Source organism: Mycobacterium heidelbergense, assembly GCF_010730745.1.
Lineage (GTDB): Bacteria > Actinomycetota > Actinomycetes > Mycobacteriales > Mycobacteriaceae > Mycobacterium > Mycobacterium heidelbergense.
The window spans coordinates 1,233,132-1,248,789 of the sequence record NZ_AP022615.1; the positions used below are offsets into that span (position 1 = coordinate 1,233,132).

A 15,658-nucleotide genomic window follows, 5' to 3' on the forward strand; every position below is an offset into this window, starting at 1 on the left:
ACTCTTTCGGTTGCGTAGTTAGTTCGCTGTCAGTCCGTGCCCGGCGCTCTGCCAGTTTGGCGCCGGGGCGCCTCTACCAGCGATAGTGCGCAAAGGCGCGGTTCGCCTCGGCCATCTTGTGGGTGTCCTCACGCCGCTTGACGGAGGCCCCGAGGCCGTTGCTGGCATCCAGAATCTCGTTTGCCAGCCGCTCGATCATGGTCTTCTCCCGGCGCTGCCGCGAGAAGCTGACAAGCCAGCGCAGCGCCAGCGTGGTGGACCGGTCCGGACGCACCTCGACGGGCACCTGGTAGGTCGCACCGCCGACGCGGCGGCTGCGCACTTCCAGGGCGGGCTTGACGTTGTCGAGAGCGCGCTTGAGCGTGATCACGGGGTCGGTACCCGTCTTTTCCCGGGCTTGCTCGAGCGCACCATAAACAATGCGTTCGGCGAGGGATTTCTTCCCCTTGAGCAGGATCTTGTTCACCAGCTGGGTGACGAGCTGCGATCCGTAGACAGGGTCGTTGACCAGCGGACGCTTGGGCGCGGGCCCCTTGCGCGGCATTAACTCTTCTCCTTCTTGGCGCCGTAACGGCTGCGAGCCTGCTTGCGGTTTTTGACGCCCTGGGTGTCGAGCGAACCGCGGATGATCTTGTAGCGCACACCGGGCAGGTCCTTGACCCGGCCGCCGCGCACCAGCACCATCGAGTGCTCCTGCAGGTTGTGACCCTCGCCGGGGATGTAGGCCGTGACCTCGACCTGGCTCGTCAGCTTCACGCGCGCGACCTTCCGAAGCGCCGAATTCGGCTTCTTCGGGGTGGTGGTGTACACGCGGGTGCATACGCCACGGCGCTGCGGGCTGCCCTTCAGAGCCGCGGTCTTGACCTTGCCGATCTTGTCCCGACGACCCTTGCGGACCAGCTGCTGAATGGTTGGCATCTACCGGCTTTCTGTGTTGGCGTTATGTGTCAAGTCTCTGGCGTGTCGCATGCGCCCGACACGGGATTCGATCCCGTTGCGTCGTGGACATGCGAATTAGCCCGGCATCCACTTCCTTACGTCAGGCGCCGTAAGCCGCCAGGCACGAGCTACCACGATACCCGTCGCCGGTCTCGCAGGTCAAAGCGGCCGCCGGTCGCCTAATTCGGCACGACACCGCCGGGGGCAGTGCGCCTGTTCAGACCCTCCAAACCCCGAGCCAGCCGCAGCACCATGTCGGTGAACAGCGCGTCGGTGTCGACGTCGTCCATGACGCCGGTCATCTCCAGCAACACGAAGCCGTGCAGCGCGGACCAGAATTCCAGCGCGGCGTGGAAGGCGTCCTCGCCGCCGAGGCCATAGGACGACAGCACCGAGATCACCGGCCGGGCCGCGCCCCTGGTGGCGGCGGCGTACTCGGGGTCGTCACCGCCCAGCGGCATCCGGGTGAACGCCGAGTACCGACCGGGATGGTGATGCGCGTAGCTGCGGTAGGCGCCGGCCATGACGAGCACCGCGTCGTCACGGGCGCGACCCTCGCCGACCCTGTTCAGCATCGTGATGATGTCGTCGATGACCCGGATCCGCACCGCGCGGCGCAGGTCCTCCAGGCTGTCGACGTGGTTGTACAACGACGGTCCCTTGGTCCCCAGCTGCGTGGCCAGCGCGTTGATGGTCAGCGAGTCCCAGCCCTCGCGGTCCAGGAACGTCAGCGCGCCGTCGACGATGCCGTCGCGGCTCAGTTTGCCCGGGCGGGAGGCGGATTTCCCCGCGCGCTGGCGCCCGATCGTCGGCGGCGGTCCCGGAGCTGCCATGGCGATTCGCCCTTCGATGATCGGGTTTTGCCACCGCGGCTTCGCGGTGGACATAGCGGTTAACTAATGACTCTAGTTGACGGGGGCCGCGAAACTACTGCACTATCGCGAGGCATTCGGGCCCGGTAATTACAAATAGGTCTGTCATCGGGCGGGCAAATGCACGTAGTCTCTTCCAAGGCTTATGCGAGCACATTCGCCCGTCTACAAGGAGGCGCGCAGTGAACTGGACAACCGTCGCCGGGCCGCTGGCAACCTGTGCCATCGTCATCGCTGCTACCGCCGCCGCCCCGCCGCCGTCCGCGCACGCCAAGAACGGCGACACCCACATCACCGGCCAGGGCATCGAGCAAACGCTGGACTGCAACGATGCGACCCTGATCGTCAACGGCACCGCGAACGTCATCACCGCCAAGGGCAACTGCTGGGCGGTGACGGTCATGGGCTCGTCCAACACCGTCATCGCCGACGCGGTCACGCACGACATCACGGCTTACGGCTGGGATCAGACCGTGTTCTACCGCGGCGGTTCGCCGTTCATCTGGGACCGCGGCCGTGAACTGGGCATGACCAACCGGCTCCAGCAGGTGGGCTGAGACGCGGGGACCGGCCACGACCGACCGAGGGGATCAGGAGCAATGCGCGCCCACATCACCGACCACCCGTCCCGGCTGACCGCGGTCGCCCTCGCGGCCCTGGTGCTGGCGGGCTGCAGTTCGACGGCCAACCCACCCGGCGGGTCGACGGCGACGACGAGCGGCACGACCGCGACCACGAGCGCCGGGGCCGCGCCAACGAGCACGGGCGGCGCCAGCACCACCGCGTCCGTCGAGATCGGGAACACGCTGAACTACGGGTCGATGGGAACCACGGCCACCCTTGATTGCGCCAACGGCAAATCGCTGAACGTGGGCGGCTCCAACAACACGCTGACCGTCACCGGCACCTGCGCGACGGCGACCATCGGCGGCGCGAACAACAAGATCACCTTCGACAAGGTCGACACGCGCATCAGCGTGGTGGGGCTCGACAACACCATCACCTACAAGGACGGCGACCCCAAGGTCGACAACCTCGGCTCGGGCAACACCATCAACAAGGGCTAATTCGCGGGCGCGCCGTGGCGGCCGGCGCCCGCGGCGAACCGCCCCGCCCCTTCCTGCGCCTCGGCGGCGACCCGTGAAATGCTGGCGAATTCGGCGTCGATGGCCTCCGGTTCCGGCATCCCCCACTGCCTTAGCGCCGACAGCCGATCCGACCGCATGCACTGCTGCGGCAGCGCCGCGAGCTGGGCCGCCAATTCCTCCGCCGCCTGGCGGGCTTGCCCTTTGGGCACCACCCGATTCGCCAGCCCCATCGCCAACGCCTCGTCGGCCGCCACGGCACGGCCGGTGAGAATCATGTCCATCGCGCGGCTCTGCCCGATCAGCCGCGGCAGCCGCACCGTGCCGCCGTCGATGAGCGGCACCCCCCAGCGGCGGCAGAACACCCCGAACACGGCGTCCTGTTCGGCGACTCGCAGATCGCACCACAACGCCAACTCCAGACCGCCCGCGACGGCGTGGCCGCTGACCGCGGCGATCACCGGTTTGGACAGCACCATCCGCGTCGGCCCCATCGGACCCGGGCCCGTCCGGTACACGGCGTTGGCATCGGGTGTGCCGAAGGCCTTCAAATCGGCTCCGGCGCAAAAGGTTCCGCCATCACCCCACAGCACGGCCACCGAGGCGCCGTCGTCGCGGTCGAACTCCTCGAACGCGGCGTACAGCGCCGCGGCCGTCGGGCCGTTGACGGCGTTGCGCGCCGCGGGCCGGTCGAGGATCACCGTGGTCACCGGGCCGTTGCGCTCCACACGCACCGGATCGCTCATGTCGCCTCCACGAGTCGGGTTGGTTCGCGTCGTTCGAGCAGTTCGGTCGCGAAGCCATGGTAGGCGGCGCGCAGCCGGGCGCCGGGCCAGTCGGCGGGCAACAGTTCGTCGGGCAGCACGGGGTCGGCGAGCAGGTGGCGCACCATCGCCGCGGCCACCACAAACCGGCCGGGAACGTCGGGGGCGGCCGGCATCTCGTCGAGCAGGCGGTGCCCGGTCTCGGCCCACGCCCGCAGATCCCAGAGCTCGCCGGCCAGCTGAGCGGGCGCCTCGTCGCGAGCCTTGAGCACCCGCACGCGGTCCGCGATGTCGGGGCCCAGGCCCGGGTCGAGGTTGTCGGGCCGCATCCACACGCCCTCGCGTAGCTCGCCAAAGCGCTTGTCGTGCAGGGTGGTTCGCAGTGCGGCCCGGGTACGGGCGTCGGTGCCCACGCTGGTGACGATCAGCACGATCCAGTCGCCGCGCCAGGCCCGGGTTCGCGGGTGCATGGCATCGTCCTGCCGACGCTGGCGCGCCAGCAGCCGGTCCGAGAGCCGGTAGCCGTCGGCGGAGCGGATCAGGTCGCCGGCACTGACCATGCGGGTCAGCGCGACCCGCAGCGCCGTTTCCTTGATGCCGAAATCGGCGGTCAGCCTGATCAATTCGCCGGCGGTGGCCCATGCCGGGTGGGCGCCGAGCAGCACGCTGAGCACCACCGACCGCGCCGTCATGCTGGGCATCGGTTTATACCTCCGACGCCCGGCGGCCGTAATCGCCGAACGGCTCGTCGCGGTGCCGGACCGCCTCCCGGAAGCCGTGCTCGACGGCGTCGGCGACGAAGGCGTGCCCCTCGGGCGTGTGCCGGGCGACACCGTCGAACAGGGTGCCGACCATCCTGCTGGTGGCCACGCCCTGTTGCAGCAGAGCGGAATTCAGCGCGAGCTTGACCATGATCAGCTGGTTGACCGGCACCGCCGCGATGCGCTGCACCAGCCGCTCGGTGCGCTCGTCGAGGTCCTCCGGGTCCGGCGCCTCGACCGCCAGGCCCCATTCGGCGGCCTGCGCGCCGGTGATGCAATCCCCGGTCAGCAGCAGGCGTTTGGCGCGCTGGTCGCCGAGCCGGTGCGCCCACAGCCCCGCCGCCGGGACGCCCCACACCCGGGTCGGCGGGTAGCCGATCTTGGCGTCGGCGGCGGCGATCACCTGGTCGGCGTGCAGCGCGATGTCGGTGCCGCCGGCCACGCAGTAGCCGTGGATCTTGACCACCGTCGGCTTGTCGGCGTGCATCAGGCTGGAGAACCCGCGCACGAACCGGCTCATCATCTGGTAGTCGATCATCGGGTCCCACGGCTGATTCGCGAAGTGGTTGATGGCCTGGGTCTTACCGTCCAGCACGGTGCCCTTGTATGCCCCGGTACCGCCGGCCGAGCCGGAGCCGTCGGCGTAGGCGGACAGGTCGAAGCCCGCGCAGAATCCCTCGCCACGGCCGGACACCAGGATGACGTGCACGTTGGGATCGAGGTCGGCACGCTCCACCAGCGCCGAGAGCTCCAGCGGGGTGTCCGCGACGATCGCGTTGCCCTTCTCCGGCCGGTTGAAAGTGATCCGCGCAACCCGGTCGGTGACCTCGTAGGTCATCGTTTTCAGGTTGTCGAAATCGACGGGCCTGATCGCGTGAGTCACGTTGGCGCTCAGCCCTTTACCAGGGCACGCTCGAGGATGGGCGCCAAGTCCAGCCCGGTCGGCATGGTGCCGAACGCCCCACCCCACCGGCCGTCGAGGCGGGTGGTCAGGAAGGCCTCGGCGACGGCGGGATGCCCGTGACGCACCAGCAGCGCTCCCTGCAGCGCCAGGCTGATGTCCTCGGCGACCTTGCGCGCGCGGTAGGCGATAGTGTCCAGGTCGGCCAGGTCGCGCCGCAGCCGCTCGACGTGTCCGCCCAGCCGCGGATCCTGGCCCGCGGCCTCGGCCAGCTCATCGAACAGCACGTCGACGCATTCGGGGCGAGTTGCCATGGCGCGCAAGGTATCCAGCGCGCTGACATTGCCCGAACCCTCCCAGATGCCCATCAGCGGCGCCTCGCGGAACAGCCGCGGCATGCCCGAGTCCTCGACATAGCCGTTGCCGCCCAGGCATTCCAGCGCCTCGGCGGCGTGCGGGGTGGCGCGCTTGCACACCCAGTACTTGCTGGCCGCCAGGCCGATGCGGCGCAGCAGCGCCTCCTTCTGGTCTCCGCGCAGCGCGTTGTCGGTGGCGCCGGCCATCCGCATCGCGACGATGGTCGCCGCCTCGGCCTCGACCGCCAGGTCGGCCAGCACGTTGCGCATCAGCGGCTGGTCGATCAGGTAGGCGCCGAAGGCCTTTCGGTGCTGGGCGTGGTGGATGGCGCGGGTCAGGCCGGTGCGCATGCTGGTGGCGCTGCCCAGGGTGCAGTCCAGCCGGGTGAGGTTGACCATCTCGATGATGGTCGGGACGCCGCGGCCCTCCTCGCCGACCAACCACGCTGTGGCGCCGTCGTATTCGACCTCGCTGGAGGCGTTGGCGTGGTTGCCGAGCTTGTCCTTGAGCCGCTGCAGGAACATTCGGTTGCGGGTGCCGTCGGGCAGGATCCGCGGCAGCAGGAAACAGGACAGCCCGCCCGGCGCCTGGGCGAGCACCAGGAAGATGTCGCACATCGGCGCCGAGGTGAACCACTTGTGGCCGGTCAGGCTGTAGCTGCCATCAGCGTTCGGGGTCGCCTGCGTGGTGCCGGCGCGCACGTCGGAGCCGCCCTGCTTCTCGGTCATCGACATGCCCGCGGTGATGCCGGCCTTCGCGGTGGCCGGCTTCAGCTCCGGGTCGTAGGTGCGGCTGGTCAGCAGCGGCTCGTAGACCTTTGCCAGTTCGGGGTTGAAGCGCAGCGCCGGGACGACGGCGTACGTCATCGAGATGGGGCAGGTGTGCCCGGGCTCGACGTTCCAGACCGACATCTTGGCGGCCCGCACCACGTGCGCACCCGGCCGGTCGTCGGCCCACGGCGCCGCGTGGATGCCATGGGCGATCGCCGCGCGCATCAGCTCGTGGTAGGCCGGGTCGTACTCCACCTCGTCGATGCGATGCCCGTAGCGGTCATGGGTGTGCAGGATGGGCCGGTTGCGGTCGGCGAGCTCACCCCACCGCTGGGCTTCGCGGGTGCCCGCAAGCGCCCCAACCTCATTCACCTCTTCGAGGCCCCACTGCCCGCCCTCGCGGATCAGGGCCTCGACGAGCACGGCGGATGTCGCGGGGTTGTAGTTCTCCAGCGGCGGAACCTGGTTGGTGACGACATGTGTATCTGGCATGGTGTCAATGTTACATTTTTTCGACAACCGCACAAGAGCTGTAACGCCGGTGCGGGTGCCCGGCCTCAGCCGCCGGTCTTTTCGCGCAGAAACGCGATGTCGTCCTTGCGGCCCTCGTCGGCGGTTTCGCAGATGACGGGCGCGTCGGCGGCCTCGACGACCGCGACGAGCAGCTCCGGATCGATCTGACCGGTGCCGAAGTTGGCGTGCCGGTCGGCGCCCGAGCCCGCCGCGTCCCTCGAGTCGTTGCAGTGCACCAGGTCGATGCGGCCGGTCAGGGCCTTGATCCGGTCGACCGCGTCGATCAGCTCCTCGCCCGCGGCCCACGCGTGGCAGGTGTCCAGGCAGAAGCCAATTCCCTTGTCGCCGATGTGATCCCAGAGCCTGCCGATGGTGTCGAAGTGGCGGGCCATCGCGTGGTCGCCGCCCGCGGTGTTCTCCAGATACACCCGCACATCGGTGTCGAGGTAGTCCAGCGCCTTGACCCAGCGTTCGAAGCCGGCGTCCATGTCGTTGTCGTCGGCGTGGCCGCCGTGCACGATCACCGCCGTCGCGGCGATGGCCGCGGCGGCGTCGCAGGTGTCCTGCAGGATCTTGCGCGACGGGATGCGGATGCGGTTGTTGGCCGACGCCACGTTGATCAGGTACGGCGCGTGGACGTACAGCGGCAGGGTCGCGGCCTTCAGCGTCTCGGCGTCGTCGCGCGGCTTCGGCTTCTTCCAGCTCTGCGGATTGCCGAGGAAGAACTGCACCGCATCGGCGCCGTCCGCCTGGGCGGCGGCCAGGGGATCGTCGTTGCGGACGTGGGAACCGATGAGCACGTCGGCCAGTCTAGTGCGGCGAGCAGACGCAGACTCGCACCGCCAGGGCACCTGGCGTGCGAGTCTGCGTCTGCTCGCGCTACTTAGCGGTAGTCGGAATACCCGTAGTCGTCCAGCGGGACCGCGGCCCCGGTGGCCTGGCCGAAGTCCGGGCTGTAGTAGTGATCCTCGTACGACGGGATCGTGTACGCCGCGGCGCGGGCCTCCTCGGTGGGCTGCACCTGGATGTTGCGGTAGCGGTTGATCCCGGTGCCGGCCGGGATCAGCTTGCCGATGATCACGTTCTCCTTCAGACCGTTGAGCTTGTCGCTGCGGCAGTTGATCGCCGCATCGGTCAGCACGCGTGTGGTCTCCTGGAACGACGCCGCCGAGAGCCACGAGTCGGTGGCCAGCGACGCCTTCGTGATACCCATCAGCACCGGACGACCGGCGGCGGGCTCGCCGCCCTCGGCCACCACCCGGCGGTTCTCCGACTCGAACCCCGCACGCTCGATCAGCGAGCCGGGCAGGAACTCCGTCGCGCCCGAGTCGATGATGGTGACGCGGCGCAGCATCTGGCGAACGATCACCTCGATGTGCTTGTCGTGGATCGACACACCCTGGGCGCGGTAGACCTCCTGGACCTCGCGGACCAGGTGGATCTGCACCTCGCGGGGGCCCTGCACGCGCAGCACCTCGTGCGGGTCGGCCGAGCCCTCCATCAGCTGCTGGCCCACCTCGACGTGGTCGCCGTCGGACAGCACCCCCTCGGAGCCGTCGTCGTGCTTGAACACGCGGAGCCGCTGCCGCTTGGAGAGCTTGTCGTACACGACCTCCTCGCCCCCGTCGTCGGGAACGATGGTGATCTTGTAGAAGCGCTCGCCCTCCTCGAGACGGACCCGCCCGGTGACGTCGGCGATCGGCGCCTTGCCGCGCGGGACGCGGGCCTCGAACAGCTCCTGCACCCGCGGCAGACCGCCGGTGATGTCCTCACCGACACCACCCTGGTGGAAGGTCCGCATGGTCAGCTGCGTGCCGGGCTCACCGATGGACTGCGCGGCCACGATGCCGACGGCCTCGCCGATGTCGACCAGCTTGCCGGTGGCCATGGACCGCCCGTAGCAGGTGGCGCACACGCCCGTGCCGGTGGCGCACGTCAGCACCGAGCGCACCTTGACCTGCGTGATGCCCGCCGCCAGCAGGGCGTCGATCTCCGGGTCGCCCAGGTCCTCGCCGCGAGCGACGACGACGTTGCCGGCCTCGTCGACCGCGTCGGTGCCCAAAGTCCGCGCGTACGCCGAGGTTTCGATGTACGGGTCGCGGATCAGCGTGCCGTCTGGCGCGCGCTCGGCCAGCTCGACGACGATGCCGCGCTCGGTCTGGCAGTCGTGTTCGCGGACGATGACGTCCTGCGACACGTCCACCAGACGGCGGGTCAGGTACCCGGAGTCGGCGGTGCGCAACGCGGTGTCCGCCAAGCCCTTTCGGGCGCCGTGGGTGTTGATGAAGTACTCCAGCACGGTCAGGCCCTCGCGGAACGACGACTTGACCGGGCGCGGGATGAACTCACCCTTCGGGTTGGTCACCAGGCCCTTCATGCCGGCCAGCGTCCGGGTCTGGGTGAAGTTACCCGTGGCACCCGAGTCGACGATCGTGATGATCGGGTTGTCGCTGGGGTAGTGCTCGCGCAGCGCCTGACCGACCTCGTCGGTGGCTTCCTTCCAAATCTCCACCAAGGCCTCGTTGCGCTCCTCGTGGTTCAAAGCGCCACGCTGGAACTGCTTTTCGACCTTGTCGGCCCGGTCCTCGTACTGGTCGAGGATCTCCTTCTTGCGCGGCGGAACCAACACGTCGGCCATGGAGACCGTCACACCACTGCGGGTCGCCCAGTAGAAGCCGGCGTCCTTGAGCTTGTCGACGGTCTGCGCGACGACGATCATCGGGTAGCGCTCGGCCAGGTCGTTGATGATGGCGGCCTGCACCTTCTTGTGCATCTGCTTGTTCACGAACGGATAGCCGTGCGGCAGCAGCTCGTTGAACAACACCCGGCCCAGCGTGGTCTCGGCCATCCACGGCTCGCCCGGCTGCCAGCCGTTGGCGCCGAACAGCTCGGCCTCGATCGCGGCGGGCGGACGCAGCTGCGTCAGCCGGACCTTGATCTTGGCCCGCACCGAGAGCACGCCGCGGTCGGCCGCCATGATCGCCTCGGCCGGCGAGGAGTACACGCCCGTCTCCGGGGTGTCCTTCGCCGCCGCAACGTATTCGCCCTTGTCGCCCTCGACCTCGGTCGTCAGGTAGTACAGCCCGGTCACCATGTCCAGTCGCGGCATGGCCAACGGGCGGCCGGACGCCGGCGACAGGATGTTGTTGGAAGACAGCATCAGGATGCGGGCCTCGGCCTGCGCCTCCGCCGAAAGCGGCAGGTGCACGGCCATCTGGTCGCCGTCGAAGTCGGCGTTGAACGCCTCACACACCAGCGGGTGCAGCTGAATCGCCTTGCCCTCCACCAGCATCGGCTCGAAGGCCTGGATGCCCAATCTGTGGAGCGTCGGTGCCCTGTTCAATAGCACCGGGTGCTCGGCGATGACCTCTTCGAGCACGTCCCACACCTGGGGACGCTGGCGCTCCACCATGCGCTTGGCGCTCTTGATGTTCTGCGCGTGGTTGAGGTCGACCAGCCGCTTCATCACGAACGGCTTGAACAGCTCCAGCGCCATCAGCTTCGGCAGGCCGCACTGGTGCAGCTTGAGCTGCGGACCGACCACGATGACGCTGCGGCCGGAGTAGTCGACGCGCTTGCCGAGCAGGTTCTGGCGGAACCGGCCCTGCTTGCCCTTGAGCAGATCCGACAGCGACTTCAGCGGGCGGTTGCCCGGCCCGGTCACCGGGCGACCCCGGCGTCCATTATCGAACAGCGCGTCCACGGACTCCTGCAGCATCCGCTTCTCGTTGTTGACGATGATCTCGGGCGCGCCGAGGTCGATCAGCCTCTTGAGCCGGTTGTTGCGGTTGATCACCCGGCGGTACAGGTCGTTGAGGTCGCTGGTCGCGAACCGGCCACCGTCGAGCTGCACCATCGGGCGCAGCTCCGGCGGGATCACCGGGACGGCGTTGAGCACCATGCCCATCGGCGAGTTGCCGGACTGCTGGAAGGCGGCGACCACCTTGAGCCGCTTGAGGGCGCGAAGCTTCTTCTGCCCCTTGCCGTTTCGGATGACGTCCCGCAACGAGTCGGCCTCGGCGTCGATGTCGAAGTTCTCGATCAGCTTCTGGATCGACTCCGCGCCCATGGCGCCGGTGAAGTACTCGCCGTAGCGGTCGACGAGCTCGCGGTACAGGTTCTCGTCGACGATCAGCTGCTTGGGGGCCAGCTTGGTGAACGTGGTCCAGATGTCCTCCAGCCGGTCCAGCTCGCGCTGCGCGCGGTCGCGGAGCTGGCGCATCTCCCGCTCGCCGCCGTCCCGAACCTTCCGCCGGGCGTCCGCCTTCGCGCCCTCGGCCTCCAGCTCGGCCAGGTCGGCCTCCAGCTTCTGCGCGCGGGCCTCCAGCTCGGCGTCGCGCTGATCCTCAACGCCCTTGCGCTCCACCATCATCTCGGCCTCGAGCGTCGACAGCTCGTTGTGCCGCATCTCGTCGTCAACCGACGTGATCACGTACGCGGCGAAGTAGATGATCTTCTCGAGGTCCTTCGGGGCGAGGTCGAGCAGGTATCCCAGCCGCGACGGCACGCCCTTGAAGTACCAGATGTGCGTGACGGGCGCGGCCAGCTCGATGTGGCCCATCCGCTCGCGGCGCACCTTGGCGCGGGTCACCTCGACGCCGCACCGCTCGCAGATGATGCCCTTGAAGCGGACGCGCTTGTACTTGCCGCAGTAGCACTCCCAGTCGCGAGTCGGTCCGAAGATCTTCTCGCAGAACAGGCCGTCCTTCTCCGGCTTCAGCGTGCGGTAGTTGATCGTCTCCGGCTTCTTGACCTCGCCGTAAGACCATTGCCTGATGTCCTCCGCGGTCGCCAGGCCGATGCGGAGTTCATCGAAGAAGTTGACGTCGAGCACGTAACTCCCTTTCCCCTTGCGGGTTTAGTTACCAATAAGACGCTTGGTTGAGCTGCGGTGGGTGTGCGGCTAAGCCAGGTCCTCAACGGACGCGGATTCATTGCGGGACAAGTTGATTCCCAGGTTGGCCGCGGCCCGCTCCAGGTCCTCGTCCTCGCCCTCGCGCAGCTCGATCGCCGCGCCGTCGCTGGACAGCACCTCGACGTTGAGGCACAGCGACTGCAGCTCCTTGAGCAGCACCTTGAACGACTCGGGGATACCCGGCTCCGGGATGTTCTCGCCCTTGACGATCGCCTCGTACACCTTGACGCGGCCGACCGTGTCGTCGGACTTGATGGTCAACAGCTCCTGCAGCGTGTAGGCGGCGCCGTAGGCCTGCATGGCCCAGCACTCCATCTCGCCGAACCGCTGGCCACCGAACTGCGCCTTACCGCCCAGCGGCTGCTGGGTGATCATCGAGTACGGGCCGGTGGAGCGGGCGTGGATCTTGTCGTCCACCAGGTGGTGCAGCTTCATGATGTACATGTAGCCAACGGTCACCGGGTACGGGAACGGCTCACCGCTGCGGCCGTCGAAGAGCACCGCCTTGCCGTCCCCGTTGACCAGCACGTCGCCGTCGCGGTTGGGCAGCGTGGCCGACAGCAGGCCCTGCAGCTCGCCCTCCTGGGCGCCGTCGAACACCGGTGTCGACACGATGGCGTCGGCCTCCGCGTGCAGCAGCTCCTCGGGCAGGTTGGCCGCCCAGTCCGGAACCCCCTTGCCGGTGTCGACCTTCCAGCCGGACTTGGCCACCCAGCCGAGATGGGTTTCCAGGATCTGGCCGATGTTCATCCGTCGCGGCACACCGTGGGTGTTCAGGATGATGTCCACCGGGGTGCCGTCCGGGAGGAACGGCATGTCCTCGACGGGCAGGATCTTGCCGATGACGCCCTTGTTGCCGTGGCGTCCGGCCAGCTTGTCGCCGTCGGAGATCTTGCGCTTCTGGGCCACGTAGACGCGGACCAGCTCGTTGACGCCGGCCGGCAGCTCGTCGTCGTCCTCGCGGGAGAACACCCGGATGCCGATCACCTTGCCGGATTCGCCGTGCGGCACCTTCAGCGAGGTGTCGCGGACCTCGCGGGCCTTCTCACCGAAGATCGCCCGCAGCAGCCGCTCCTCCGGGGTCAGCTCGGTCTCCCCCTTCGGGGTGACCTTGCCGACCAGGATGTCGCCGTCGCGAACCTCGGCGCCGATCCGCACGATGCCGCGGTCGTCCAGGTCGGCCAGGACCTCGTCGGAGACGTTCGGGATGTCCCGGGTGATCTCCTCGGCGCCCAGCTTGGTGTCGCGGGCGTCGATCTCGTGCTCCTCGATGTGGATCGAGGTCAGCACGTCCTCCTCGACGAGGCGGTTGGACAGGATGATCGCGTCCTCGTAGTTGTGGCCCTCCCACGGCATGATCGCCACGAGCAGGTTCTTGCCCAGCGCCATCTCGCCGTTTTCGGTGCACGGACCGTCGGCGATGACCTGGCCGGCCTCGACGCGATCCCCGGAGTCCACGATCGGCGACTGGTTGGCGCACGTGCCGTGGTTGGAGCGGGCGAACTTGCGCATCCGGTAGGTGCGCCGGGTGCCGTCGTCGGCCATCACGGTGATGTAGTCGGCGGACACCTCCTCGATCACCCCGGGCTTCTCCGCGACGATCACGTCGCCGGCGTCGATCGCCGCGCGCAACTCCATGCCGGTGCCCACCAGCGGCGCCTCGCTGCGCACCAACGGAACCGCCTGGCGCTGCATGTTGGCGCCCATCAGGGCACGGTTGGCGTCGTCGTGCTCGAGGAACGGGATCATGGCGGTGGCCACCGACACCATCTGGCGCGGCGAGACGTCCATGTAGTCCACCTCGGACGAGGGCACGTACTCGACCTCGCCCGCCTTGCGGCGGACCAGGACGCGGGGCTCGGCGAACACCAGGCCGGCGGGCGACTCCGTCGTCGGCGAGTTGGCCTGCGCCACGACGTGGCGGTCCTCCTCGTCGGCGGTCAGGTACACGATCTCGTCGGTCACCACACCGTCGACCACCTTGCGGTAGGGCGTCTCGATGAACCCGAACGGGTTGACCCGCGCGTACACCGACAGCGAGCCGATCAGCCCGATGTTCGGACCCTCCGGGGTCTCGATCGGGCACATCCGGCCGTAGTGCGACGGGTGCACGTCGCGGACCTCCAGCCCGGCGCGCTCACGCGACAGGCCGCCCGGGCCCAGCGCCGACAGGCGGCGCTTGTGGGTGAGGCCCGACAGCGGGTTGTTCTGGTCCATGAACTGCGAGAGCTGGCTGGTGCCGAAGAACTCCTTGATCGCGGCAACCACCGGCCGGATGTTGATCAGCGTCTGCGGCGTGATGGCCTCGACGTCCTGCGTGGTCATCCGCTCGCGGACGACGCGCTCCATCCGCGACATGCCGACCCGGATCTGGTTCTGAATCAGCTCGCCGACGGTGCGCAGGCGGCGGTTGCCGAAGTGGTCGATGTCGTCGGTCTCCACCGGCACCTCGACGCCGCCGGGGACGGTCATCGTGGCCTGCCCCTCGTGCAGGCGGACCAGGTATTCGATGGTGGCGACGACGTCCTCTTCGGTCAGCGTCGAGCTCGTGATCGGCTCACCGGCGTGCAGCCCGAGCTTCTTGTTGACCTTGTAGCGACCCACGCGGGCCAGGTCGTAGCGCTTCTCCTTGAAGAACAGGTTCTCCAGCAGGGTCTGCGCCGACTCCTTGGTCGGCGGCTCGCCCGGGCGCAGCTTGCGGTAGATGTCCAGCAGCGCCTCGTCGGTGCCGGCGGTGTTGTCCTTCTCCAGCGTCGACATCATGATCTCGGAGAAGCCGAACCGCTCGGTGATCCGCTCGGTGGTCCAGCCCAGCGCCTTGAGCAGCACGGTGACCGGCTGACGGCGCTTGCGGTCGATGCGCACGCCGACGGTGTCGCGCTTGTCGACGTCGAACTCCAGCCAGGCGCCGCGGCTCGGAATCACCTTGACGCTGTGCAGCGTCTTCTCGGTGGACTTGTCGATGGTCTCGTCGAAGTACACGCCGGGCGAGCGCACCAGCTGGCTGACGACGACGCGCTCGGTCCCGTTGATGATGAAGGTGCCCTTCTCGGTCATCATCGGGAAGTCACCCATGAACACCGTCTGGCTCTTGATCTCACCGGTGTTGTTGTTGATGAACTCCGCGGTGACGAACAGCGGGGCCGCGTAGGTCATGTCCTTGTCTTTGCACTCGTCGACCGGCGCCTTGACCTCGTCGAAGCGGGGGTCGGAGAACGACAGCGACATCGAGCCCGAGAAGTCCTCGATCGGCGACAGCTCGTAGAGGACCTCCTCCAGGCCGCCCACCGGGTTGGCCCCCCCGGCGCCCTCGCCGCGGGCTATGGCGGCCTCGCGCCAGCGCGGCGAGCCGATCAGCCACTCGAACGAGTCGGTCTGCACGTCAAGGAGCCCCGGAACCTCAAGCGGTTCGCGGAGCTTGGCGAACGAGATCCGGTTCGGCGCTCCGGGCACCGAGTTGTTGGTGGAATTTTTGGGGCGGCCCTGCTGAGAAGTAGTGTCCGTCTTGCTCTGGCGGGAATCTGCCAAGATGCATCCTTCCAGCACCTCATGCGACTCACCGGAACCGGGAACACCGGCCTGTTCGCCGCAATAATCTTGTCGGTTAGGCCGGCGAACGATCTGCCCGGATCTCACGCGCGCAACTAAATAGCTGGGCCGCAGAGGGGGCTCAGGCTAAGACCACGGTGTCAAGTGGCGGGTGAGGTGGGCAGGAAGTAGCCAGCGCAACGTCCAACAATAGCGCAGGACCGCGCATTCCTCAACTACCCACAACTTCCTG

At 68.1% G+C, this 15,658-nt stretch carries 12 protein-coding genes; 2 read left to right on the plus strand and 10 right to left on the minus strand.

Features of this window, described 5'->3' with window-relative positions; all coding sequences use genetic code 11:
* Window positions 1-73: 73 nt before the first annotated feature.
* The 3 genes from rpsG to G6N25_RS05910 form a co-directional block, all read right to left on the minus strand.
* Window positions 74-544, minus strand: a complete 471-nt coding sequence (gene rpsG / locus G6N25_RS05900) for a 30S ribosomal protein S7 (protein ID WP_083073967.1) — start codon at window positions 542-544, stop codon at window positions 74-76.
* Window positions 544-918: a 30S ribosomal protein S12 gene (gene rpsL, locus G6N25_RS05905; protein WP_003879423.1), complete on the minus strand. Its 375-nt coding sequence runs from the start codon at window positions 916-918 to the stop codon at window positions 544-546. The genes rpsG and rpsL overlap by 1 nt, the downstream gene beginning before the upstream one ends.
* 200 nt (window positions 919-1,118) lie before the next feature.
* Window positions 1,119-1,772 (minus strand): TetR/AcrR family transcriptional regulator, encoded by a 654-nt coding sequence (locus tag G6N25_RS05910; RefSeq protein ID WP_083074026.1) that lies wholly within the window; start codon window positions 1,770-1,772, stop codon window positions 1,119-1,121.
* A 221-nt stretch (window positions 1,773-1,993) separates the two neighbouring features.
* Between G6N25_RS05910 and G6N25_RS05915 the strand changes: the two genes are divergently transcribed.
* Window positions 1,994-2,368: a DUF3060 domain-containing protein gene (locus tag G6N25_RS05915; protein WP_083073968.1), complete on the plus strand. Its 375-nt coding sequence runs from the start codon at window positions 1,994-1,996 to the stop codon at window positions 2,366-2,368.
* 42 nt (window positions 2,369-2,410) lie between these two features.
* Entirely contained in the window at window positions 2,411-2,878 is a 468-nt protein-coding gene (locus G6N25_RS05920; protein ID WP_083073969.1) for a DUF3060 domain-containing protein, read from the plus strand.
* On the opposite strand, the gene G6N25_RS05925 is transcribed toward G6N25_RS05920, so the two are convergent.
* The 7 genes from G6N25_RS05925 to rpoB all read right to left on the minus strand — a co-directional run bounded on the left by G6N25_RS05925 (window position 2,875) and on the right by rpoB (window position 15,405).
* A complete protein-coding gene (locus tag G6N25_RS05925) occupies window positions 2,875-3,642 on the minus strand; it encodes a crotonase/enoyl-CoA hydratase family protein (protein WP_083073970.1) in 768 nt (255 codons plus the stop codon). The two genes, G6N25_RS05920 and G6N25_RS05925, sit on opposite strands and share 4 nt — an antisense overlap.
* Window positions 3,639-4,361 carry a PaaX family transcriptional regulator C-terminal domain-containing protein gene (locus G6N25_RS05930; RefSeq protein WP_083073971.1) on the minus strand — a complete coding sequence of 241 codons (723 nt, stop codon included), beginning with the start codon at window positions 4,359-4,361 and terminating at the stop codon, window positions 3,639-3,641. Before G6N25_RS05930 ends, G6N25_RS05925 begins: the two co-directional genes overlap by 4 nt.
* Window positions 4,362-4,365: 4 nt before the next feature.
* Entirely contained in the window at window positions 4,366-5,304 is a 939-nt protein-coding gene (locus tag G6N25_RS05935) for a crotonase/enoyl-CoA hydratase family protein (RefSeq protein WP_083073972.1), read from the minus strand.
* Window positions 5,305-5,312: 8 nt separating this feature from the next.
* The gene (locus G6N25_RS05940; RefSeq protein WP_083073973.1) at window positions 5,313-6,941 is read right to left on the minus strand and encodes an acyl-CoA dehydrogenase family protein; all 1,629 of its coding nucleotides are present in this window, start codon (window positions 6,939-6,941) and stop codon (window positions 5,313-5,315) included.
* 65 nt (window positions 6,942-7,006) lie between these two features.
* Entirely contained in the window at window positions 7,007-7,762 is a 756-nt protein-coding gene (locus tag G6N25_RS05945; RefSeq protein WP_083073974.1) for a deoxyribonuclease IV, read from the minus strand.
* 83 nt (window positions 7,763-7,845) lie between these two features.
* Window positions 7,846-11,796: a DNA-directed RNA polymerase subunit beta' gene (locus G6N25_RS05950; protein ID WP_083073975.1), complete on the minus strand. Its 3,951-nt coding sequence runs from the start codon at window positions 11,794-11,796 to the stop codon at window positions 7,846-7,848.
* Between the two features lie 69 nt (window positions 11,797-11,865).
* Complete coding sequence (gene rpoB, locus G6N25_RS05955; protein WP_142272617.1) at window positions 11,866-15,405, minus strand: DNA-directed RNA polymerase subunit beta; 3,540 nt, start codon at window positions 15,403-15,405, stop codon at window positions 11,866-11,868.
* Between the last annotated feature and the right edge of the window lie 253 nt (window positions 15,406-15,658).

Bases quoted from the DNA above. Each gene is read 5' to 3' on its own strand.
- rpsG (WP_083073967.1), bottom strand. From the start codon at position 544: ATGCCGCGCAAGGGGCCCGCGCCCAAGCGTCCGCTGGTCAACGACCCT.
- rpsL (WP_003879423.1), bottom strand. From the start codon at position 918: ATGCCAACCATTCAGCAGCTGGTCCGCAAGGGTCGTCGGGACAAGATC.
- G6N25_RS05910 (WP_083074026.1), bottom strand. From the start codon at position 1,772: ATGGCAGCTCCGGGACCGCCGCCGACGATCGGGCGCCAGCGCGCGGGG.
- G6N25_RS05920 (WP_083073969.1), top strand. From the start codon at position 2,411: ATGCGCGCCCACATCACCGACCACCCGTCCCGGCTGACCGCGGTCGCC.
- G6N25_RS05925 (WP_083073970.1), bottom strand. From the start codon at position 3,642: ATGAGCGATCCGGTGCGTGTGGAGCGCAACGGCCCGGTGACCACGGTG.
- G6N25_RS05930 (WP_083073971.1), bottom strand. From the start codon at position 4,361: ATGCCCAGCATGACGGCGCGGTCGGTGGTGCTCAGCGTGCTGCTCGGC.
- G6N25_RS05940 (WP_083073973.1), bottom strand. From the start codon at position 6,941: ATGCCAGATACACATGTCGTCACCAACCAGGTTCCGCCGCTGGAGAAC.